The 22117-nt window shown below is 34.2% G+C and carries 21 protein-coding genes; 11 read left to right on the top strand and 10 right to left on the bottom strand.

Going from position 1 to position 22117, the window contains the following annotated elements:
* The first annotated feature begins 95 nt into the window (after positions 1–95).
* Positions 96–605, top strand: a complete 510-nt coding sequence (locus tag JQC67_RS10970; RefSeq protein WP_203252851.1) for a hypothetical protein — start codon at positions 96–98, stop codon at positions 603–605.
* A 4-nt stretch (positions 606–609) separates the two neighbouring features.
* Here JQC67_RS10970 and JQC67_RS10965 read toward each other — a convergent pair whose 3' ends face one another.
* Positions 610–1158, bottom strand: a complete 549-nt coding sequence (locus tag JQC67_RS10965; RefSeq protein WP_203252850.1) for a Smr/MutS family protein — start codon at positions 1156–1158, stop codon at positions 610–612.
* Between the two features lie 57 nt (positions 1159–1215).
* On the opposite strand from JQC67_RS10965, the gene JQC67_RS10960 reads away from it, so the two are divergent.
* From JQC67_RS10960 to JQC67_RS10950, 3 genes are read left to right on the top strand one after another with little or no spacing between them, the layout of a single operon-like run.
* Positions 1216–1521, top strand: coding sequence for a DUF2752 domain-containing protein (locus JQC67_RS10960; protein ID WP_203252849.1), 306 nt, complete (start codon positions 1216–1218; stop codon positions 1519–1521).
* Between the two features lie 14 nt (positions 1522–1535).
* Positions 1536–1862, top strand: coding sequence for a CCC motif membrane protein (locus tag JQC67_RS10955; RefSeq protein WP_203252848.1), 327 nt, complete (start codon positions 1536–1538; stop codon positions 1860–1862).
* Between the two features lie 5 nt (positions 1863–1867).
* Positions 1868–2179 carry a CCC motif membrane protein gene (locus JQC67_RS10950; protein WP_203252847.1) on the top strand — a complete coding sequence of 104 codons (312 nt, stop codon included), beginning with the start codon at positions 1868–1870 and terminating at the stop codon, positions 2177–2179.
* Positions 2180–2220: 41 nt separating this feature from the next.
* On the opposite strand, the gene rocD is transcribed toward JQC67_RS10950, so the two are convergent.
* On the bottom strand, positions 2221–3465 hold the full coding sequence (gene rocD / locus JQC67_RS10945; RefSeq protein WP_203253250.1) for an ornithine--oxo-acid transaminase: 1245 nt from the start codon (positions 3463–3465) through the stop codon (positions 2221–2223).
* A gap of 575 nt (positions 3466–4040) precedes the next feature.
* On the opposite strand from rocD, the gene rlmD reads away from it, so the two are divergent.
* The 3 genes from rlmD to JQC67_RS10930 are packed head-to-tail and all read left to right on the top strand — an operon-like array spanning position 4041 to position 6717.
* Complete coding sequence (gene rlmD / locus JQC67_RS10940; RefSeq protein ID WP_203252846.1) at positions 4041–5450, top strand: 23S rRNA (uracil(1939)-C(5))-methyltransferase RlmD; 1410 nt, start codon at positions 4041–4043, stop codon at positions 5448–5450.
* A 3-nt stretch (positions 5451–5453) separates the two neighbouring features.
* Positions 5454–5951: a DUF6452 family protein gene (locus tag JQC67_RS10935; RefSeq protein ID WP_203252845.1), complete on the top strand. Its 498-nt coding sequence runs from the start codon at positions 5454–5456 to the stop codon at positions 5949–5951.
* Positions 5932–6717 (top strand): DUF6048 family protein, encoded by a 786-nt coding sequence (locus JQC67_RS10930; RefSeq protein ID WP_203252844.1) that lies wholly within the window; start codon positions 5932–5934, stop codon positions 6715–6717. Before JQC67_RS10935 ends, JQC67_RS10930 begins: the two co-directional genes overlap by 20 nt.
* A 5-nt stretch (positions 6718–6722) precedes the next feature.
* On the opposite strand, the gene JQC67_RS10925 is transcribed toward JQC67_RS10930, so the two are convergent.
* Complete coding sequence (locus JQC67_RS10925) at positions 6723–7889, bottom strand: THUMP domain-containing class I SAM-dependent RNA methyltransferase (protein WP_203252843.1); 1167 nt, start codon at positions 7887–7889, stop codon at positions 6723–6725.
* A 78-nt stretch (positions 7890–7967) separates the two neighbouring features.
* Here JQC67_RS10925 and JQC67_RS10920 point away from each other — a divergent pair, with 78 nt between their 5' ends.
* Together JQC67_RS10920 and JQC67_RS10915 are read left to right on the top strand one after the other, a co-directional pair.
* Positions 7968–8639, top strand: a complete 672-nt coding sequence (locus JQC67_RS10920) for a ZIP family metal transporter (RefSeq protein WP_203252842.1) — start codon at positions 7968–7970, stop codon at positions 8637–8639.
* Positions 8639–9073 carry a DUF4268 domain-containing protein gene (locus JQC67_RS10915; protein WP_203252841.1) on the top strand — a complete coding sequence of 145 codons (435 nt, stop codon included), beginning with the start codon at positions 8639–8641 and terminating at the stop codon, positions 9071–9073. The genes JQC67_RS10920 and JQC67_RS10915 overlap by 1 nt, the downstream gene beginning before the upstream one ends.
* A gap of 73 nt (positions 9074–9146) precedes the next feature.
* Here the strand turns inward: JQC67_RS10915 and JQC67_RS10910 are convergent, their stop codons facing one another.
* The 3 genes from JQC67_RS10910 to JQC67_RS10900 all read right to left on the bottom strand — a co-directional run bounded on the left by JQC67_RS10910 (position 9147) and on the right by JQC67_RS10900 (position 13265).
* Positions 9147–10529, bottom strand: a complete 1383-nt coding sequence (locus tag JQC67_RS10910) for a putative oxidoreductase C-terminal domain-containing protein (RefSeq protein ID WP_203252840.1) — start codon at positions 10527–10529, stop codon at positions 9147–9149.
* Between the two features lie 99 nt (positions 10530–10628).
* On the bottom strand, positions 10629–12005 hold the full coding sequence (locus JQC67_RS10905) for a Gfo/Idh/MocA family protein (protein WP_203252839.1): 1377 nt from the start codon (positions 12003–12005) through the stop codon (positions 10629–10631).
* 15 nt (positions 12006–12020) lie between these two features.
* Entirely contained in the window at positions 12021–13265 is a 1245-nt protein-coding gene (locus tag JQC67_RS10900) for a DUF6807 domain-containing protein (protein WP_203252838.1), read from the bottom strand.
* 116 nt (positions 13266–13381) lie between these two features.
* Here JQC67_RS10900 and JQC67_RS10895 point away from each other — a divergent pair, with 116 nt between their 5' ends.
* The gene (locus JQC67_RS10895) at positions 13382–14305 is read left to right on the top strand and encodes a ThuA domain-containing protein (protein WP_203252837.1); all 924 of its coding nucleotides are present in this window, start codon (positions 13382–13384) and stop codon (positions 14303–14305) included.
* A 10-nt stretch (positions 14306–14315) separates the two neighbouring features.
* Here JQC67_RS10895 and JQC67_RS10890 read toward each other — a convergent pair whose 3' ends face one another.
* The 3 genes from JQC67_RS10890 to JQC67_RS10880 are packed head-to-tail and all read right to left on the bottom strand — an operon-like array spanning position 14316 to position 20115.
* Positions 14316–15380 carry an NHL repeat-containing protein gene (locus JQC67_RS10890; protein WP_203252836.1) on the bottom strand — a complete coding sequence of 355 codons (1065 nt, stop codon included), beginning with the start codon at positions 15378–15380 and terminating at the stop codon, positions 14316–14318.
* Between the two features lie 12 nt (positions 15381–15392).
* Positions 15393–16871: a DUF1501 domain-containing protein gene (locus JQC67_RS10885; RefSeq protein WP_203252835.1), complete on the bottom strand. Its 1479-nt coding sequence runs from the start codon at positions 16869–16871 to the stop codon at positions 15393–15395.
* 10 nt (positions 16872–16881) lie between these two features.
* Positions 16882–20115, bottom strand: a complete 3234-nt coding sequence (locus JQC67_RS10880; RefSeq protein WP_203252834.1) for a DUF1553 domain-containing protein — start codon at positions 20113–20115, stop codon at positions 16882–16884.
* A 119-nt stretch (positions 20116–20234) separates the two neighbouring features.
* On the opposite strand from JQC67_RS10880, the gene JQC67_RS10875 reads away from it, so the two are divergent.
* The gene (locus tag JQC67_RS10875; protein WP_203252833.1) at positions 20235–21440 is read left to right on the top strand and encodes a hypothetical protein; all 1206 of its coding nucleotides are present in this window, start codon (positions 20235–20237) and stop codon (positions 21438–21440) included.
* Positions 21441–21484: 44 nt separating this feature from the next.
* Here the strand turns inward: JQC67_RS10875 and trhA are convergent, their stop codons facing one another.
* The gene (gene trhA, locus JQC67_RS10870) at positions 21485–22117 is read right to left on the bottom strand and encodes a PAQR family membrane homeostasis protein TrhA (RefSeq protein ID WP_203252832.1); all 633 of its coding nucleotides are present in this window, start codon (positions 22115–22117) and stop codon (positions 21485–21487) included.

Here is a 22117-nt window from a genome sequence, read left to right as displayed (position 1 = left end):
CTCTACAAATTCAATCTTGCAAAAATAATCCAATTAACGTTAATTTCTAGCCAATACGAGTTAAAACAAAGCGAGAAGTTCATTAAATTTGAAGCATGAAAAAAAGCCTTTTTCTTGTTCTGATTATACTTTTCTATTCTTGTGACGACGGAGATTTAACGATTGATACAATTGACTTTGATAGCGTTGATATGCAGAATTGTGATACTGCTGATATAGACACTACTGTATTTTTTAAAATAAATGATGATGAAGCGCTAATTCTAGAGCTACAAAGTGGACTTTTGCTTAATGAGGCCTCTACAACAGACATCGTGAGTACAATAGGTTCTGGATCTAATCTTACCTACCGTGTTTTTTCAGAAGATGTATCAAGCACTTATTTCTGTTCAGATATTCCACCAACATTACCAACAGTATTGAGTGAAATACAAGCCTCTAATGGGGTGCTTAACATAAAAACTGAAGCTGTAGAGAATGACACCTTATCATTTATGCATACTTTCACATTGTCTGATATTACTTTTGAATCTGATAATAATTCGAGAATCACAAACCTTACAATTAATGATTTTGGCACTATAACTACTGTAAAATCAGAGTAGTCTTTTAAACATTTTGAAAAAGGTACACTTCAGTAGCCCCTGTACCATACTTTTTATATTCCGCATCATAATATTTCAAATTCTCATAACGTCGAAACAGCGTATTTAATTCTTCTTTGAGCACGCCCTCACCTACCCCATGAATAAAAACCACCTTTTGAATACGATTGCGAATTGCAAATTCTAATTGACGTTTGGCGGTATCTAATTGTATGTTTAGCATTTCATAGTTGGTCATACTTTTTGAAGATTTCACCAATTGATTGATATGTAAATCAACCTCCATTTTTGGGGCGTTTCTTTCCTTTTTATTTATAGTTTGAAATTTTCTTTTCTTTGCTTGTTCTTTTTCTGCCTTCGCCTTAGATATATCACTACTGCTTATCCTCATGGTATCACCTGTAGCAACTTTTACTAACTCTTTTGCAGAAAAACTGAGTTCAAAACCCTCATCTGATTCAATTGTGATTTCATTCTCATCTATACTAATAACAACGCCGCATATGGTATCATCTAGCACCTCAACCTTATCTCCTAATTGAAAAACACTCATGATTTTAGTTTAGTTTACAAAAATAATGCTAATTTTCAGCTTGTAATTTATGTTTAGATGAAAATACCCATTGTGCAGTTTTTAATGTCATTAGAAGACTATATGCTGCCATGCATAAACAAAAAAATATTTGGTTTTGAATGCCCAGGATGTGGACTACAACGTTCTGCGATGCATCTTGTAAAAGGGGAATTTGCAGCAGCATTTGAAATGTATCCTCCTATTTACGCTATGATTATATTGTTCGGCTTCATTGCCGTAAATAAATTTTTCACTGTAAAATATGAGAATCAAATCATTATAGGACTTATCATATCTACCGTCTCATTAATACTAATTAACTATACCTTAAAATTTATATAACCAATTTTTAAATTATGGAACAACAAAAATTACCAAACGTAACTATTGCCTTAGTACTTGCCATCTTATCATTTGTAGGTTGCTGTTGTACTTCAGGTTTTGGAGGATTAATCTTTGGAGGAATTGCTCTTTATCTCGCTAATAAAGACGAAAAATTATATCAGCAAAATCCTAGTGATTATTCAAACTATGGACAATTAAAAACAGCTAAAACAGTAGCATGGATTGGTATAATTCTAAGTATAATCATTGTTGCTGCATATTTCTATATGAAATCTACAGGTATGTATGATGATATGATGGAGCAATACATGGAACAATTACAAGATATGCAGAACTAATTATCATGAATTTAGAAAAACTACCAGGTGCATCAAACGCACTAACAATGGGTATTTTATCTATTGTACTTACAATGTTTTGTTGTGGTCCTTTTGGTGCAATTTTCAGTATAATTGGCTTGTCAAGCGCCAATAGTGCTAAGAAATTACACGAGCAAGACCCTAACAGATATACCGGCTATGAAAATGCAAAAACCGGTAAATTACTATCCTATATTGGCTTAGGAATCGCTTTTATACTTCTAATATTAACAATTATATACTTCGGAGTAATATTCGCTTTGGTTTCAGCCAATGATTGGGAAGCATTTAAATAAAAATAACCTGACCTTAGTTCATAAGGTCAGGTTGTTATATTTTACTTTTCAAATGTTGCTAGCGTTTTAGTAATTATAGCGACACAATCAAGCAACTGCTCTTTGTTCATTACCAATGGTGGTGCAAATCTGATGATATTGCCATGAGTTGGTTTTGCTAAAAGACCGTTTTCTTTCAAAGCCAAACAAATATCCCAGGCAGTAGAACTGTCTTCAGTATCATTAATTAAAATTGCGTTAAGCAAACCTTTACCACGTACTTTATTTACGATAGATGAATTTGCAATAAAAGCATTCATTTCAACTCTAAACAATTCTCCTAGTTCAAGAGCATTTTGAGCCAAATTCTCATCTTGAACCACATTCAATGCAGCCATTGCCACAGCAGCTGCTATTGGGTTTCCTCCAAAAGTACTTCCATGGTTGCCAGGTTGAATTACTTCCATTATTGTATCATTTGCAAGAACAGCTGAAACAGGATACACTCCACCAGAAAGTGCTTTACCTAAAATCAAAATATCTGGTTTTACATTTTCATGGTCGACTGCAAGCATTTTACCAGTTCTTGCTATACCTGTTTGTACTTCATCTGCAATAAAAAGTACATTATATTTTTCACACAAAGCCTTCGCCTTAGCTAAATAATCTTCTGACGGCACATACACCCCCGCTTCACCTTGAATAGGCTCTACTAAAAAACCTGCAATATTTGAGTCGGCATCTAAAACCTTCTCAAGAGCTTGTAAATTATTGTATTCAATTTTTATAAAACCATCTGTAAACGGTCCGAAATTTTCTCGTGCAACAGGATCATTTGAAAATGAAATAATAGTAGTGGTACGGCCATGAAAATTATTTTCACAAACAATTATTTGTGCCTCATTTTCATCAACCCCTTTTTTCTCATATGCCCATTTTCTGCAAATTTTTAATGCTGTCTCTACAGCTTCTGCACCAGTATTCATGGGTAAAAGCTTATCGAAACCGAAAACTTCACACGCAAATTTTTCATATTTGCCCAACACATCATTGTGAAACGCCCTTGATGTTAAGGTCAATTTTTGCGCTTGATTGACTAAAGCCCCTACTATTTTTGGATGACAATGCCCTTGATTTATTGCGGAATATGCTGAAAGAAAGTCGTAATATTTTTTCCCTTCAACATCCCAAACAAATACGCCCTCCCCCCTGTTCAATACAACGGGTAATGGGTGGTAATTGTGAGCGCCATACTTATCTTCTAATGCTATTGCATCTCTAGATGTTATTTTTTCTAAAACCGACATGATGTAAATTACTTTATGAGACATTTTTAAAATATGCCTCTTTTAAAACTTCAGTAATTCCTTCTATACCTTTTTCCTTTCGAAGCGTCGAAAATTCAGCGTGGGAGAGAAATCATCCTTGTAGAGGGCCTAAATTACTAAATCTCTATCAATTTATATTATTCGTTTAGCTCTCATTTTATTAAGCAAATTAATTTTTTATAAAATTTTAGTTCTAAAAAGTGACTTATCTATAAATGTTGTGTCTTAAATTATAGACACTATTATGTATTATTAATTCAATGTTATTCATTTAACAACCCCACAATAGTGTTCTTATAATTAATTACAAATTAACACGCAAATAGCTCAAATTCAATTATTTGAATTATTGTTAAAATATATTTACAGAAAGAATATCATAATTTTAGTTTGGTTCGGTTGTTTGAATGAAAAGGGTTCTTCGTAAGATGAGCCTTTTTCTATTTTTCAACGCTACTTATTTTTAGTGTCAAAGAATTTAGTTTTAACTTTTTTTAATAGTAAAGCCTCAAAAATTAGCCTATAAAGTGCATCGCTATTCTTATTTTTGACCCATGCGAAAAAAGAACAGACGCCAGGTTTTTGAAAATGTAGAAGTTGTTGATGCCGGTGCCAAAGGCAAAACCATTGGAAAAGCCCCAGATGGAAGGGTTATTTTCTTAACCAATACTGTACCAGGTGATGTGGTTGATGTGCAGACTACTAAAAAAAGAAAGTCCTATTTTGAAGGGGTTGCTACCAATTTTCATACACTTTCTGACAAAAGAGTTGAACCGGAATGCCAACATTTTGGAGTTTGTGGTGGTTGCAAATGGCAAGATATGGGTTACGAACATCAACTTTTTTACAAACAAAAAGAAGTAGAAAACAACCTGAGACGTATTGGTCATTTAGAATTACCTGAGGTTACCCCTATTCTCGGTTCAAAAGAGCAGTATTTCTATAGAAATAAAATGGAGTTCTCTTTTTCAGATAGCAGATGGCTAACCTTAGAAGAGCTTCAATCTGACACTATATTTGAAAATAAAAATGCCTTAGGATTTCATATTCCAGGAATGTGGGATAAAATTCTACATATTGAAAAATGTCACCTTCAAGCAGACCCATCAAATGCTATTCGTAACGAAATAAAAGAATTTTCTGAAAAGAACGGACTCACATTTTTTAATCCCAGAAATCAACACGGACTATTGCGTACACTGATGATTCGCACTTCATCAACGGGTGAAATAATGATTTTAATTCAGTTTTTTGAGGATGATAAAACAAAACGAGAGTTGCTTTTAAATCATGTAGCTGAAACTTTTAAGAATATAACTTCACTACAGTACGTGGTTAACCAAAAACAGAACGATACTATTTACGATCAAGATATTATTTGTTTTAAAGGTAGAGACCACATTTTTGAACAAATGGAAGGCCTACAGTTTAAAATAAATGCAAAGTCTTTCTACCAAACAAATTCCGATCAAGCATATGAATTATATAAAGTTACAAGAGATTTCGCAGAATTATCGAAAGATGACCTTGTGTATGACTTATATACTGGTACTGGCACTATAGCACAATTTATTGCAAGAGATGTGAAAAAAGTAGTAGGTATTGAGGCGGTACCTGAAGCCATTATTGATGCTAAAGAAAATGCAAAGCGCAATAATATTGAGAATACTGATTTCTTTGTTGGAGACATGAAAAATGTTTTCAATGAAGAATTTATTACCACAAATGGTCACCCTGATGTTATTATTACAGATCCGCCACGAGACGGAATGCATAAAGATGTAGTGCAACAGATTCTAAACATCTCACCAAAAAAAATAGTTTATGTGAGTTGCAATAGCGCTACTCAGGCTAGGGATCTTGAATTAATGGACGCGGATTATGTGGTAAAAAAAGTGCAACCGGTTGACATGTTTCCGCAAACACATCATGTTGAAAATGTTGTACTTTTGGAAAAGCGATAGCCCATGAAAAGAATTGCTTTATTCATAATTATTTTCTCAGGAATTATTTTTTTCTCTGGATGTGAAAAAGACGATATCTGTATTGACGCTGCCACTCCACAATTGGTTGTTCGCTTTTATGATTTTTTTGATACAACTTCACTTAAGGAAGTAAGTGAATTAAAAGTTCAAGGTTTTATTGGAGATTCTGTTTATGCCGTAATTACTAATGTTTCTACCACTGAAATAAAATTACCACTACGATCTGACACCATTGCAACTTCATTTATCATTACCAGAAACCTAGACCCTGAAGATGAAACTACAGCTGACATTGACACTTTAGTTCTTAATTATGAACTTAATGAAATATTCAAATCACGAGCTTGTGGGTACGTCATGAGTTTTGAAAATATTACCGGCACTATTTCTACAGAAAATAACTGGATGAAAGGAATAGAAATTATAACGGATACTTTAATTGTAACAGATACCATAGCCAATGTCAAGATATTTCATTAGTCTTTGCTTCGTATTTGTTTTTGCATTTGGTACTGCCCAATCAGAATCAGATTCGTTGGCAACTACTCCAAAAGATACGATTCCGCAAATTCATAAGCAGAAATATGGTATTCGTTTTGGTGTAGATTTGAGTCGGCCAGTTACCCAATTATTAGCAGAAGGTTACAGCGGTATTGAATTTGTTGGTGATTATAGATTGAATTACAAATTGTATATAGCTGGTGAATTTGGGAATGAGAAAAAAACAAAACAAGAAAGCCTATATAATTTTACAACATCAGGTAGCTACATTAAATTAGGCGTAGATTATAATACCTATGCCAATTGGTACGGTGAACAAAATTCAATCTATGTTGGTGGTCGTTATGCTTTTGGCACCTATAGTCAGACCCTAAATAATTATCAAATCTACGATGCTGAACGTTATTGGAATGATTCAGATTTTCCGCAAGGCAGTTTAGTTGCACAAGAATTCGATGGCCGTACGGCTTCATGGTTAGAAGGCGTGGTTGGTATTAAAGGTGAATTATTCGCAAATATTTATCTGGGATTTAGTGCTCGAATAGGATACTTAATAACCAATGGCAATCGAGATACTAATTTTCATGATTTATTCATCCCAGGATTCAATAAAGTTACCGATGGTAGCAAATTTGGTGTCGGTTATAATTATACATTAACCTATTTTCTTCCTCTTTATAAAAAAGCGAAGAAACCTAAAAAGATTAAAGAAGAACCTAAAATTGAACCAGAAATTGAAGAATAGATTAGTTATTCTATTTCATTCTTATCTTGTCTTTTTCTACTGCCTTCATACATCTCATACTTAACAAATCTAGATTCTAGATGGCTATTAAACACTTTTATTTTCTTAGAAGTTCGCAATCCAACGTATTTCAAAGCCTCCATATTAGAAGTAATTAGCCATGCATTTGTACCAGGATATCCTTGCTTTAATGTATCGCCAATTGAAGCATAAAATTCTTCCATATCAAGATTTAATCGCTCACCATAGGGCGGGTTAAAAACCATATGCAATGGGCCTTCAGTTTGCTTTTCTGTTTGAAAGAAATTCTTTCGATCAACAGTTATATAGTCATCTAAATTGGCATTTTCAATGTTGTCACCAGCTTTTCTAACTGCAGATGGCGCTTTATCATATCCTATTATTTTATGCCTAAACTCTTGTGTTTTATTTAAGCAAACCTCAACAATTTTATCAAATAACTCTTGGTCAAAATCATGCCATTTCTCAAAAGCAAACCCTTTTCTATTAATGTTTGCTGGTATATTGCATGCAATCATTGCTGCTTCAGTTAAAAGCGTACCACTACCACACATTGGATCCATGAAGTCAGATTGCCCGTGCCATCCGCTCATTAATAGTAATCCGGCTGCCAGTACCTCATTTATCGGTGCAATATTGGTTGCGGTACGATATCCACGTTGATGCAATGATCTTCCCGAACTATCTATAGAAACATTACAATGCTCTTTTTGAATATGAATATTTATTCGTAAATCAGGATTTTTCACATCTACATCTGGGCGTTTACCATCGGTATCTCTAAATTTATCGACAATTGCATCTTTTACTTTTTGTGAAACGTAAAGTGAATGCGTGAAATTATCAGAATTTACAGTGGTATCAATCGCTAATGTCATATCAACAGCTAAATACTCTGCCCAGTCCATTGCATAAATATTACGGTAGAGTTCATTTTCATTTCTCACCGTAAATGAATGTATGGGCTTAATAATTTTAATGGCTGTTCTTGCGCAAAGATTGGCCTTATACATAAAGCCAACATCACCCTCAAAAGAAACACTCCGAACTCCAGGCACAACATTCCCTCCTCCTAAATTTCGAATTTCTTTGGCTAATATTTCTTCAAAACCAAATAGGGTCTTTGCGACCATTTTAAAATTATTGTTCATAGCTACGATAAATTGTGGCGTAAAAATACAGTATTTTTGTGCCTTGACATTCAATTTACAAGAAAGCCAACTTACCAAATGATTTATTTATTACCTATACTGGCAGTATTGCTGAGTTTTATATTTGTCTTTGTAACTAAACCGAAGAACAGAAGTAACTTTAAACTCTTACTTGCATTTAGTGGAGCCTTTTTATTGGCGCTTACAATTTTTGAATTATTACCTGAAGTTTATGAGCATTCAGATCCCAAAACAGTGGGACTCTTAATTATGTCAGGAATTTTATTGCAAATTTTCCTTGAATTCTTCTCTAAGGGTGCTGAGCATGGGCATGTACATATTGATAGTGAAAAAAGTGATTTTCCATTATTAGTCTTTGCTAGCTTGTGTATTCATTCACTATTAGAGGGGTTTCCTATTGATCATGATGGCTCAATAATCTACGGAATTTTAATTCACAAAGTGCCGATAGCCATAATATTGAGTATCTTTTTATTGAACTCTAAAATAACACTGGTAAAGGCGGTTTTATTTATTGTACTTTTTGCATTTATGACACCAATAGGCACCTATATCTCTGCTAATTTTAAAGCTGTTGCTGAATATTATATTCCGATAACTTCATTGGTCATTGGTGTTTTTCTTCATATTTCTACCGTCATACTTTTTGAAAGCTCTGAAGAACACACCTTCAACCTAAGAAAATTAGCCGTAATCGTACTCGGTATTGCTATTGCCTATTTTGTATAATGTTTAGTAAAGAAGAATCAAAAAAACTCCGCCAAGAATTTTGGATTGCCTTTGGTAAGTCCTATCCCAGAAAATGGATTTTATACAACACAAGAATCAAAGGGTTGCAGTTCAAATTTGATTTCGATGTAAAAAAGGCTCGAGTTGCCATGGACGTCGACACCGATAATTTAGAACGAAGAATTTTACTTTGGGAAAAACTTATTTCATTAAAATCTATTCTGACGGATGAATACTGGCCAGAAGCTATTTTTGACGATTCGTATCTGCTTGAAAACGGCAAAGAAATCTCTAGAATTTATTTAGAAAAGGATAATGTTTCTATTCATAATAAAAACTCATGGCAAGAAACTATGCAATTTCTAGATGCCAATATGAAGCAACTAGAAGCATTTTTCTTAGAATATAAGGATATTATAGATAATCTTGAATAATCTTACTTAGATAAGAAAAGAATAGATATTGTCCCTATTAGTTTACTCAATTACACAAGAAAATACTAAAAGGCTAATTTTCATTAGCCTTCTTATATGCTTCTATTGTTGTGTAATATTTAGTTATCATATTTGGCACTTCCCACTCTGGCAGTTTTCCAGCTTCTAAATACTTTAGATAGTTTGCTGTAACTTGTCCGAAATGCGCTTCATGACCAATTTTAAATTCTTCTGGAATATCAATTCGCCATGTACCATCAGTCATAGGCTTATAAGTTGTGCCTTTAAAGTTTGCTTGAACTTCACCCTCAATAGCACTTTTTATAATTGATTCAAACTCTAATTTATCTTTCGGACGAACGTATAATACAGGCTTATAATCTTCACCATGCCCTTGCTTAATAATCAAATCACTTTTGGTACCGCGCATAATACTAAAATGCGTATCACCCGTACCTTCAGGCGCCTGATAATTCCAAATAACTGAAACTTTCGCTACTTTACCCTTTATTTTATAAGTTATTTCACCATTACTAAAAACATTAAGTTTTTCACTAACCAAATCTTTATCTAAATAATCTGGAAAATCACTAAGACCTGTAACCCCTTCAAATTCTTCTGCAGTTAGTACAGTTGGCCAACGTCTTGCATTTATCATTTCAATATCTGTACTATCTATTATTTGATTAGGAAAAGCTTCCCATTGCACCAAATCCACCAAATGAGTAGTCACATCTACAATACCTTCACCTTCTTCATTGATATCAAAAAACCAAGCCGGTCGAACTAAAGGTTGGCCTGAAACATACTTAAAAAAGTGGTGTACACTTTCTTTAACAATAGCAGGATCTTCAGCAGTACCGTCTTCCAATTCACCAAAAACATCAGGCATAGTTGAGAACAATTTCTGCATCATAGTAGTTGACTCAAAACGTTCTGTCATTATATCATAAATGAGCACTTTATTCTCCTTTGCCAATCGGAATGCTTCTTTCAACTTCTCAAAACCTTCAGAATTAATTACCAACGGTTTGTCAGCATACACATTAAGACCTGCTTTTACCGCTGCTAAAATGTAATCTATTTTCTTTGAGTTTTTACCCGCCACAATCATAACGTTGCCAGGTTTCTTAGCAATCATTTGATTCAAATAATCATCGCCAATATTTTCTTGAACGTTCCATTGGGTTGGCTCATCTTCTCTAGAATCATACGAATTAATTTTCTTTAGAAAATCTCTTACTTCTGGTCCTTCTGGGGCAAAAACATATATTGTTGAATCTACTTGAGGATACATTTTTTTATGCACTAAAGCTGCATGAAAATGACCTGGATCCAAGGTCATTAGTTTTACTTTTTCAACTTTCTCATCTTCCATAGTTGTGTCGGCAGTCTTTTTTTCTCCACATGAGATGCACAGTAAAAAAGTAAATAGAAAAACAATTTGATATTTCATTCTTAATTATAATTTAGGTACTTGTTCAAACAACTTCAATAAAAAAGTTGTTTGAACAAAATTGATTTTAAAAGCACCTAAAAGTACACAAATATTTGTTTACGCTTTTACATTATCAGTACCATATGGCTTACGTTGTTCACGACGTAATAAAGCATTAGCCTCATCATCATTCACAAACATTTCAGTATCAGGGTTCCAATCTAGTTTTCTGTCAAATTGCATTGCAATATCACTTATTAAACAAACTGTACACGCTTTATGACCTTTTTCAATTGGCGAAATGGGTTGTTTTCTAGTTTTAATACAATCTAACCAGTTGCCATGTTGATCATCAATTTTCTCTAAATGAATCTCATTTTCTCCAATTACACTTTCTAAGATTTTTGGATCAGAAGCATTTAAGGCTTTTGAACTTTTTTCTTTATCAACAGGATCACTTGCAGATGCAGTATATGAACCACGTGAAACAAATATCCATCCATCTTCACCAATATATTTAATACCGTTAGTATAGCCGCCACTAGTATAAACTGTTATTCCATTTGCATATTCATGCTTTACAAAGAAATCACCATGAACATTCCATAAACCTGATTTTGGAAATTCAGCTAAAGCTTCTACAGATATCGGACCTGTTAATTCTGTATCCATGCCCCATGCAGCAGAATCATAATGGTGTTGACCCCAACCCGTAATCATTCCTGCTCCATAATTTCTTGATCGCAACCAACCTGGTCTACTATAATCGTTTTGTGGGTGTACTCCTATTTCTGTATAATCTACTTCTGGCGTTGAACCCAACCACATATCAAAATTTAAATTACTTGGTATTGGCATAGCAGGAGCTTCTGGACCTGCAGGATCTCCAGGTAATCCAATTTTCACTGTATGTATTTTTCCTATTCTACCATTTCTCACCAATTCAGCAGCAACACGAAATTGTGGCATCGCTCTTTGTTGCGTTCCTACTTGTAGAATAACATTTTTCTTTTGTACAGCATCTCTTAACTGCTGCCCTTCACGTACAGTTAAAGATGTTGGCTTTTGCAAATAGATATCTTTTCCTGCCAAGGCAGCTTCCATAGCTGGCTGTGAATGCCAGTGATCTGGTGTGCTAATGACCACAGCATCAATATCTTTATTCAATAACATTTCACGATAATCACCATAAACTTTGGTGTTCGTGTATTTTTCTTTTCCTGTTTTTTCTTTATAAAAGGAATCAACCAAAACTTTTGCGTCTGCCGCACGTTTTGAATCTAAATCACAAACAGCAATATACCGCGCTTGATCATATCTAATAGTGTCATGAATATCATGGCCACGGGCAATTCTACCGCAGCCAATCTGACCAATATTTATTTTATTACTGGGTGCATCTTTACCCAAAACATGGGCAGGTACAATTGTAGGAAAACCTACCATTGCTGTAGTTGCCATTGTCGTACGATTAATAAACTTTCTTCGATTCATATTTCGATATTTATTTTATTTAATAAGTTTTGTTGTTGGTGAAATTGCGAATGCTTGCCAGTATGCTTCAGCCTCATTAGCATCTAGTTTGCCATCAAAGACAACCATTCTATAATTTAAATCATAAGTTTTATCGGGTTCAATTTTCCACTCTTCATGGCGAATTGGGCAAAATTCAAAGAACATATCTCCGCGCCCACCATTGCCATCAATAGGCCAAATACGCATTGGTTCAGGATGCATTCTATTTTTCGGATGACTCATAAAAAGTATTCCGTTTGTACCTTTACCATCTGACGATTCGCCGGAAACAATACACCATCTTGCATTTGTACCATCTGCCGTTAATCTATCGTTTCCTTCAGAAGTTAATACTGAACAATTATCAGCCTTCCATCGTTCATTAAAACGCAAACCTAATCCCCCACCGTAACGGTACTGCTCAAACAATATGCCATTTTCTAACGGTGAGTTAAATGTGGTTACATAATCAAACATATATCTGTCGTCTCGCCCTAAATCCCAAAGGCGTACCTGCAAATCTTCGTTTAATGCAACTTGTGGTTCATCTTGTGTTTTAAAGTCAAGATGCTCTTGTGCAGCTACGAATGAACTAAAAATAGCGCCTGATTCGGTACTTTTAAAATCTTTAAATAGAACGGTACCCATACCGTCTCCTAAATTCCAGAAATCTACTCTAGTAGTATCAATTCTAGTATGCGTCCAAGGCCCCCATAGCCCATAATGATGATAATGATCGTCCGGTTGAATTCGCGTTAATGTGTCGCCTTTTGGAGTTAGAATCGGATGAATATAACCTGATTTCTTAAATATTGAATCAACTCCCGCTGGAGGATATGTCATTTCATATCGATAAGAAATTAAAGCCTTTTCATTTGATTTTAACTGAAGGCTTCCATTTTCTTTGGAAACACTAAAATTATTTGATACCACTTGCTCCTTATCTTTTGCTTTAAAAGAATATGTATTTCCTTTCTTCGGATGATGCAAAAACCAAATTTTATCACCTTCCACTTGAAAGTCAACAACAGTTTCATTTTGAAATAATACAAACTGTTCAATATTCTTACCTTCTAATATTGCGGTTTCGACAAAAACGGGAACCTCAATACTTTCGTTTTCAGAATTTTCAATTGAGAACTCAATAGTTTGCTCTTGCGAACATCCCCATAACAAAAAAAGAAAACAAAATAATACTGCGCTAGATTTTATAAATCGTGAAAATGTAGTTTTGGTCATTTGTAGAATAGATTAAATCATTACAATTTTTCCGTAATTTACAATTACTTTTGACAAATTAGAAATCAGTTGAACAAAATCGTTAACGTTAACGTAAAATCACAAACAAACACACTATGCAGAAAATTATACCCTCATTCTTAATGCTCCTTTTTATCAGCACCTTAACTGCTCAAAGCCTTGAGCCCATTAAAATAAGCGATGAATGGTTAGCCAAAATAGAAAAACTTGCTCCTTCGGAGCCAACAATCAAAAATGTAACCAAAAAGAAAATTTTAGTTTTCTCAAAAGCTACCGGTTTTGACCATTGGACGATTCCGCATAATGTAGAATTACTTAAAATTATAGCAAAAAAATCAAATATTTTTGATGTACATATTGGTTATGACATTGAGCAATTTGATAAAAAAAATCTTGAAAAGTACGATGCTGTTATTTTAAACAACTCCAACCCTAGTGGTCCTGATAGGGATTTATTTGCTGATTTACTTAAACAAAACACGACAATTAGTTATGCTGAAGTAAAAACACAAGCCGCTGTCTATGAAAAGAATTTTATGGACTATATCGCCAAAGGTGGTGGACTTATGATTATGCATGGCGCTATTACCATTCAAAATAATTCAATGCCATTTAGTAAATTAACTGGTGGTAGTTTTGATTATCATCCTAAACAACAAGAGATTCACCTAAAAGAAGTAGATCCAAATCACCCAATGGTTAAGGCTTTTAAGGGCAAAGGTTTTACGCATATCGATGAGCCATATTTTTTCAAAAATGCTTATTTCGATTATAATTTTAGACCGCTACTATATATGGAGGTCGATAAAATTGAAGGACAGAAAAAAGAAGTTGCTGAGAAAATCATTTATACTGCTTGGATAAAAAGATACGGTAAAGGAAGAGTTTTTTACTCATCACCATCTCACAATGCCCAAAGTCTTGATAGCTCTGAATTACTCCAATTTTTCTTAGACGGTATGCAATACGTAGTGGGAGATTTAAAATGTGATGATTCACCAATAGGTAAATCAAAATAAATCAACAAATTTAAACCCGGTGTAACTTATAAGGGTAAACCTTATTTGCATTCCATTGGCAGACATATAAATTTTTATCATTATCTACACATACGTCGTGACAATGTTTAAAAATTGGCTGCTCTTGATGCATTATCTGTAATGTACCATCTTTATAGATTGGCGCAGTACCACCGGGGTTTGAAACAACCTTATTATTTTTATCTAATATGGTAACAAAACCTTGATTTAACTGCATATTGTAATTGCCTTCAATCATTCCGAAACAGACACCAGAATAAATATTTTCATCATTAATTACAGGTCTGCTCACATATAACCCCGGCATATAAATATCCTCAATGTATTCACCTTCCAAAGAAAAACGCTTAAATGAATTTTTTATACGCGCTGAACAAATTAATGTAGGGTTTGCTGAATCTCTTGTATCCAATGCTACGCCGTGTGCCTGTTTGAATTTTTCGGGCGATAAAAAACTATCGCCACCAAACTTTCTTATAAAATTTCCATCAGCATCATATTGCAATATGAATTGTGCACCATAACCATCGGCAATATAAATATCTCCATTTGGTCCAATTGCTGTTTCTGTGGGCCTAAAATGATCACTTTTCTCATAAGCACCTATTTTAGAAGGATGCTTCAACTCCATTATAACCTTGCCATCTAGAGTACTTTTGATTACCCTACCTTGACTTGGATCTGTAATGTATAAATACTCTTCACCACCTTCATCATTAATTGTAAGACCATGAGCACCAGGTAAATTTAAAGTCCAATTAGCTAATAACTTTCCTGATGTATCATAAATAATTACATTGTTCTTTTGATGATCTGTCAACATTAAAAGACGGCCTTTCTTATCCATCACCATCTCATGACAATTATTAATAGGATGTTTTTGAGGATCTAAATCTCCCCATGCTTTCTCAACTCGATATTTAAAATCTCCATGACCTAAAATTGTTTTTTCAAGTTTTCTTTTAGAATGGATTATACTAAAAGGAAGAACGGAAACTGCCATAGTTAGACTACTAGCTTGGGCTGACTTTTGCAAAAAACTTCTTCTTTTCATAATGCGTTTTAATTATGCTAAAATATCTTTAACAACATGCCCATGAACGTCAGTAAGTCTAAATCGTCGGCCTTGATGCTTAAATGTTAATCTTTCATGGTCAACACCTAACAAGTGCATTAATGTCGCTTGAAAATCATGAACATGCACCCCATTACGAGTAACATTATAACTAAAATCATCTGTCTCCCCATAAACTGTTCCTGGCTTAACTCCTGCTCCGGCCATCCACATTGTAAAACAACCTGGATGATGGTCTCTACCATAATTATCTGCAGTCAATCGACCTTGAGAAAAACTTGTGCGTCCAAATTCACCGCCCCAAATAACTAAGGTGTCTTCAAGCAAGCCTCGTTGTTTAAGATCTGTAATAAGTCCTGCCGTTGCTTTATCAGTACCAAGGGCTTGTTGTTTTATTCCGCTGGGTAAACTACCATGCTGATCCCATCCCATATGATACAATTGAATAAATTTTACATCTTTTTCTGCCAAACGTCTTGCTTGCAAACAATTTGCAGCATAGGTACCAGGAATTTTAGCATCCTCACCATATAACTCATATATATGATCTGGTTCATTTGAAGTATCTACAGCATCTGGAACCGAATTTTGCATGCGATATGCCATTTCATATTGGTTAATCTTTGATTGTATTTCAGGATCTTGCCAAACATCATACTGTGCGTTATTTAATTCGGAAATATAATCTAATGCTCTACGGCGATCATGATCATGCACACCGTGTGGATTATTCAAATACAAAACAGGATCTTTACCTGAACGAAACTGCACGCCCTGATGGTGAGAAGGTAAAAAGCCATTACCCCAGGCAGCAGAACTTAATGGTTGTGCACCACCACCTTTTGACAACATCACAACAAAATTAGGAAGGTCTTTGTTTGCTGAACCCAATCCATAACTAAGCCATGACCCTATAGATGGTCGGCCGCTCAATTGTGAACCTGTTTGCATAAACATTACAGCTGGCTCATGATTAATAGCGTCAGTATACATCGATTTAATTATGCATAAATCATCTACCACCTTAGCCGTATGCGGAAATATCTCACTAACCCAAGCCCCTGATTCACCATGTTGTTTATAATCAAAAATTGATTGAACCAAAGGGAAAGTAGATTGTGATGTAACCATTCCTGAATTACGTTGGGTACCTTTAATTGAATCAGGAATCTCTTGCCCATGCCATTTTTTCAATATCGGTTTATAGTCAAACGTTTCAATTTGTGAAGGACCGCCACTTTGAAAGAGGTATATTACCCGTTTTGCTTTTGCAGGAAAATGTGTACCACCTAATGACCCGCCTACTCCATTTATTAATGGATATTTTTCATTTCTTAAAAATTCATTCGCTAAAGATTCTGCGGGATTCAAAAGACTAGCCAAGGCAATTGAACCAAAACCCAATGATGCTTTTTTCAAGAATCCTCTACGGGTGTCCTCAAATTTTTTATGTTCTTGATAGTCATTCATAAATTAAATATTATCTAATAGTATAGCCCTCTGAAGTATTCATAATACCATTTATCACAGTTGCTAATGCCGCAACTTTTATTGGATCCGAACTGTTTTGTATTTTAGTTTCACCCATACCTAAATAGGCAATTGCATCTTTTTTATTTGCTGAAAAACGTTTTAGTTCATCTTCATAAAAGCTATTTAAAACCTTTAACTCCTTGTTTTTCGGTAGTCTACCTGTACTTAATTTAAAAGCATTTTTAAGTTGCATTTCCACTTCATTACTTGTGTTGTTAATTAGATTTTCAGCTAATACATATGCTGCTTCTATATATTGTGGGTCATTCAGCAAAACAAGCGCTTGTAAAGGGGTGCTTGTTTGCCTTCGCTTCACCGTACAAATACTTCGATCACCGGCGTCAAAAATCTGCATTGAAGGTGGTGCAGAACTCCGTTTCCAAATTGTGTATAAACTTCTACTGTACAAACCTTCACCGGGTTCTTGCAAATAACGGTAGCGCCATGATTTATTGCTGATTTCATCCCATAGACCATCAGGTTGATATGGATAAGTACTCGCGCCTCCGATTTTTGTGGAAAGCAAACCACTTATTGCCAAAGCATTATCGCGCACCATTTCTGCAGTCATGCGAAGACTTGGTCCTCTTGCTAATAATACATTTTCAGTATCTAATTCTAATAATTCAGGTCTGATTTCTGAACTTTGCTGATAAGTGGCAGACATGACAATTAATTTGTTTATAGCCTTAATATCCCAACCTGATTCTATAAAGCGTATCGCTAGCCAGTCTAATAATTTTGGATGTGACGGTAGACTACCTTGGTTTCCAAAATCATCTGAAGTTTCTACCAAGCCGCGACCAAAATGCATTTGCCACAATCTATTTACAAAAACCCGCGCAGTTAATGGGTTGTCTTTATCAAATAACCATTTAGATAGTCCCAATCTATTTTGAGGTAGACTGTCACTAAATGGCAAAATAGCTTCAGGTACACCGGGTTTCACCTCATCAGTTGGCGAATCATACATACCTCTATCTAGCACGTATGTAGGTCTCGGTTCAGGCAAATCACCTAAAACCATAATTTCTTTAATTGGTTCTAACTTTTGAATTTTTTCACTGCGTAGTTTTTTCAATTTCTGTCTTAGCTGCTCTGAATTTTCATCAATACTTGTGTAATAAAAATCAACTAACGTTTGCTTGTTCTTTTCATCATTTACTATTTGCATTGCCTCTTTAGGAGCAAAATTGTACAAAATTTCTAGTTCAGATAATTTCCTATCATAAATGTTAAGATTGTCGATTCCACCGTTCTTAAATGTCTTAAACATTCCACGAAGACCCATAGTAAAACCATTAAATGCATAGTTGTGGGCATTTTTCTTAAACAAGATTGATTTATAAAGATTATCAATCTCTATAACTACAGGTACTTCTTTACCATTTAAGAATATTTTTACACCGTCAGCTTTTCCCAGCCCATCATAGGTAATAGCAACATTGCTCCACTCTTTTTCAGGTATTGAATTTTTGGTTTTTATCTGTATGGCGTTGGAAGGCCAAGACCTTGCAATTATAAATTTGAGATGATTATTTTCTAGATGTAATGAATATCCTTTTAAACCTTGCCGTGTTTCTTCGCAATGCGTAAAAACAGCCGCTTCTTCATAATTAATATCTGGAAAAATTGAAGTAGAAATAGTAAAGGGATCGGTTTGATCAAACCATCCTGTTTTTTCTGCAAGTCGAACAACAGTAAAGTCATTAAAAAAAACTGCATTGCCATCAACACCAACTTTTATGTCCGGTTCTTTGACCTGTGCTGCAACTTTATTACCGCCCTTATCTGGTGTTTGCAACCATCCTATTTCGCTTGGTAGAAAGGTGTCGAAATTTAAACTAGCCTTTAATCCTTTTTGAAAACTACTTTTAAGCGAATTTTCAATTTTTGATACATCAGCTAACCAAGACCTTACTAGTTCACTTTCTTTTTCAACTGATATAAGCTGTTTTTCATGTACATTAATTTCATGGTCTATAAAATCTAAAACTTTATTTTGTTCGTCTGTTGTTAACAAAAGTGATGGACCTGGTACTTGACCAGGACCATAAACTGCAGTACCAATTTCGTTGGTACTATTAAAAAAGGCAAATAATTTATAGTGGTCTTTTTGACTAATGGGATCGTATTTATGATCATGACATCTAGCACATTCCATACTTAGTCCCATAAAAGCTTTTCCTACAGCTAAGGTTCGATCGGCAACATACTCTACTCTATATTCCTCATAGGTAATTCCTGCTTCTGAATTTTTCTTATGCAACCGATTAAAAGCTGTTGCAAGAATACTCTCTTGTGTGGGATTCTCAATCAAATCACCTGCTAACTGCCAGGTAGTAAATTGGTCATAAGGCATATTCTTATTAAATGCATTGATAACCCAATCACGATACGGACTAAAATCTCTATGCTTGTCATCTAAATAACCATCACTATCGGCATATCTGGCCACATCTAACCAATCAGCAGCCATGCGCTCACCATAGGCATTTGACCCTAATAATTTATCGACCAGATTCTCATAAGCATTTGATGATTTGTCTGCTACAAAATCTTCTATTTGCTCTAATGTTGGCGGTAGGCCATTTAAACTAAAACTAAGTCGGCGAATTAAATTTTCTTTAGATGCCGTTTTAGAAGGCTCTAATTTGTTCTGTTTAAGCTTGGCCACTACAAATTGATCAATTTCATTCTTCACCCATTCATTTGATTCAACCTTAGCTACTTGTACTTTTTCAGGCTTAATAAATGACCAATGTGGTTTATATTCCGCACCTTGTTCTATCCATTTGATAAGAATTGCTTTTTCAATCTTTGTAAGTTCAACTTTAAACGCCAAGGGTGGCATTTGTAAATCTGAATCGTTAGAAAGGATTCTGGAAACTACTTCACTTTTCTCAGGTTTCCCTGGCACAATAGGATGCTTTCCTGAATCTTTTAATGCATTGTAAGCATTCTCTGCTATGTCTAATCGTAAACCAGCTTTTTGATTTGCCATGTCTGGTCCGTGGCAAGCAAAACATTTATCTGAAAGAATGGGTTTTACATGATAATTGAAATCTATTTTTTCCGGAAGGTTTTCATAAGTAGTTTCATAATCCTCAGGTAAATTCCAACCACAACTTACCGCCGACATAAGTATTATAAACAAGCCTAAAAAACGTGTGCAATTCATTTGTAACTATTATATAGTTACTAAATATACAATGATTCTTTAACAGTTAATACGTTAAAAAACAGTTTCATTAACTGTTAATAAATTATATGTATATTTAAAAACAGTTTCAATTTTCCATGCATTTAAGTGAAGAAAACACTCTTATAGAAGAGATTATTAAAAGTAAATCTTTTGGTAATTCAACAACCTACGCCAATCTTTTGAGGTATTTGGTTAAATGTACCATAGCCAATGACATTCCAAAAGAAACAACTATTGCGTCTGAAATTTTTGGTAAAAAGAACTTCGACCCCTCACAAAGCACACTTATTAGAGTGTATGTATATAACCTCAGAAAAAAACTAAATACATATTATCTAAATGAAGGAATACACAACAAAAAGCGAATAATTATTCCGAAAGGTAGTTATGGCATTGAAATTGTTGAAAGCAAACTAAGCACAACATCATCCAAGAATTCATTCAACAAAAACTGGGTTATTTTAATTTTAGGTATATTATTATTTTCGTTAACTCTTTATAGCTTATTGCGTACGCCAAACTATAAAAAAGCTTTCGTTACAAAAAATGAGCTTTGGGCTGATTTGATTAAAAGCAATCTTCCTAAGACATTAATTCTCGGTGACTTATTTATCTTTAGTGAGTTTAACAAGATTACAGAACAATCACGTACCATAAGAGAAGTTGAAGTCAATTCTAGCCAAGAGTTTTCTGACTATAAGATAAATAATGTTGATTCAAATGTAGAAATTGAACCATTAAGTTACACACATCTTATTTTAGGAAGTGCGCTTTGGATAAAGGATCTTTCTCAAATTTTCTATTCAATTAATCGCGACTTTACTATTCGTACGATGTCTCGATTCAACCCAAAGCAATTACAAGAATATGATATTATTGTTGTTGGAATGCATAAAACACTTGGTGTTTTTCGTGCTTTTCACAAAAATTCGAAATTTGAATATGATACAATTGAAGACGCTTTTCTTTTTAAAGAGGATGCTACTGATGAACTGATAACCTATAAACCAACGGGCATTGCTGACTCATATCACACAGATTATGGAATAATTACCAAATACCCTGGCCCCAACAACAATTCTATTTATCAATTCTCTGGTATTTGGGATACGGGTGCAACACAAAGTCTTAAAAATTTTACGGATGAAAAATTAGTGTCAGCAATAGAAAATGAATTGCGTTTGAAGTTTCATACTATTCCTAAATATTATGAAGTACTTATAGAAGTCAAAGGTATTGACCGAATGGAACTTAGTAGTAAAATTCTATATTTAAATAGACTTGACGAACCACAGAATTGAATCCATTATTATAAAAATAATAAGAAGGTCTACTCAAATTAATCTCATACCACAGTCAAATAAATCATTAACCAGTGGCTTATGGCTCCACCAAGCACAAACAAATGCCAGATAAAATGATTATAAGGTATTCGCCTCATGGCATAAAATACAATACCTACCGTGTAAAAAACACCACCAAGTACTAATAATTGAAAACCCAAGTCTGGAATTGAATTAATTAAATTATCATAATCGAGTACAATTAACCAACCCATTACTGCATACAATAGCAAGGAAAAAAATTCAAGTTTGCCTGTATAAAACAATTTGAAAAAAGTTCCGAAAATCGCAATTATCCATACGGTATAAAAAATTGTCCAGCCATTACCATGCACTAATGTAATTAATGCTACTGGCGTGTATGTGCCAGCAATTAAAAAGTAAATGTTGATATGATCTAAGATGCGTAGTTTGTTACGAACAGCAACAATTTTTGAATTGTGGTATAGCGTTGATACTGCAAACATAGAAATCAATGTACCACAATAAACTAAAATACTTATGGTTGCAAATTCAGATTTATATGAATTTTTCTGCACCAACAATAACAGACCTATAATTGCTAAAATGAAGCCTATTGCATGAGAAATAGTATTAAGAATTTCCTCTTTCTGGTATTCTTTTTTGGTTTGCAT

This window comes from Aurantibacter crassamenti (assembly GCF_016811105.1).
GTDB classification, from domain to species: Bacteria; Bacteroidota; Bacteroidia; order Flavobacteriales; family Flavobacteriaceae; genus Aurantibacter_A; species Aurantibacter_A crassamenti.
Note: the sequence above shows the minus strand (reverse complement) of the source record. Positions and strands in the feature narration are given on the sequence as shown.

Bases quoted from the DNA above. Each gene is read 5' to 3' on its own strand.
- JQC67_RS10970 (WP_203252851.1), top strand. From the start codon at position 96: ATGAAAAAAAGCCTTTTTCTTGTTCTGATTATACTTTTCTATTCTTGT.
- JQC67_RS10965 (WP_203252850.1), bottom strand. From the start codon at position 1,158: ATGAGTGTTTTTCAATTAGGAGATAAGGTTGAGGTGCTAGATGATACC.
- JQC67_RS10960 (WP_203252849.1), top strand. From the start codon at position 1,216: ATGAAAATACCCATTGTGCAGTTTTTAATGTCATTAGAAGACTATATG.
- JQC67_RS10955 (WP_203252848.1), top strand. From the start codon at position 1,536: ATGGAACAACAAAAATTACCAAACGTAACTATTGCCTTAGTACTTGCC.
- JQC67_RS10950 (WP_203252847.1), top strand. From the start codon at position 1,868: ATGAATTTAGAAAAACTACCAGGTGCATCAAACGCACTAACAATGGGT.
- rocD (WP_203253250.1), bottom strand. From the start codon at position 3,465: ATGTCGGTTTTAGAAAAAATAACATCTAGAGATGCAATAGCATTAGAA.
- rlmD (WP_203252846.1), top strand. From the start codon at position 4,041: ATGCGAAAAAAGAACAGACGCCAGGTTTTTGAAAATGTAGAAGTTGTT.
- JQC67_RS10935 (WP_203252845.1), top strand. From the start codon at position 5,454: ATGAAAAGAATTGCTTTATTCATAATTATTTTCTCAGGAATTATTTTT.
- JQC67_RS10930 (WP_203252844.1), top strand. From the start codon at position 5,932: ATGTCAAGATATTTCATTAGTCTTTGCTTCGTATTTGTTTTTGCATTT.
- JQC67_RS10925 (WP_203252843.1), bottom strand. From the start codon at position 7,889: ATGAACAATAATTTTAAAATGGTCGCAAAGACCCTATTTGGTTTTGAA.
- JQC67_RS10920 (WP_203252842.1), top strand. From the start codon at position 7,968: ATGATTTATTTATTACCTATACTGGCAGTATTGCTGAGTTTTATATTT.
- JQC67_RS10915 (WP_203252841.1), top strand. From the start codon at position 8,639: ATGTTTAGTAAAGAAGAATCAAAAAAACTCCGCCAAGAATTTTGGATT.
- JQC67_RS10910 (WP_203252840.1), bottom strand. From the start codon at position 10,529: ATGAAATATCAAATTGTTTTTCTATTTACTTTTTTACTGTGCATCTCA.
- JQC67_RS10905 (WP_203252839.1), bottom strand. From the start codon at position 12,005: ATGAATCGAAGAAAGTTTATTAATCGTACGACAATGGCAACTACAGCA.
- JQC67_RS10900 (WP_203252838.1), bottom strand. From the start codon at position 13,265: ATGACCAAAACTACATTTTCACGATTTATAAAATCTAGCGCAGTATTA.
- JQC67_RS10895 (WP_203252837.1), top strand. From the start codon at position 13,382: ATGCAGAAAATTATACCCTCATTCTTAATGCTCCTTTTTATCAGCACC.
- JQC67_RS10890 (WP_203252836.1), bottom strand. From the start codon at position 15,380: ATGAAAAGAAGAAGTTTTTTGCAAAAGTCAGCCCAAGCTAGTAGTCTA.
- JQC67_RS10885 (WP_203252835.1), bottom strand. From the start codon at position 16,871: ATGAATGACTATCAAGAACATAAAAAATTTGAGGACACCCGTAGAGGA.
- JQC67_RS10880 (WP_203252834.1), bottom strand. From the start codon at position 20,115: ATGAATTGCACACGTTTTTTAGGCTTGTTTATAATACTTATGTCGGCG.
- JQC67_RS10875 (WP_203252833.1), top strand. From the start codon at position 20,235: ATGCATTTAAGTGAAGAAAACACTCTTATAGAAGAGATTATTAAAAGT.
- trhA (WP_203252832.1), bottom strand. From the start codon at position 22,117: ATGCAAACCAAAAAAGAATACCAGAAAGAGGAAATTCTTAATACTATT.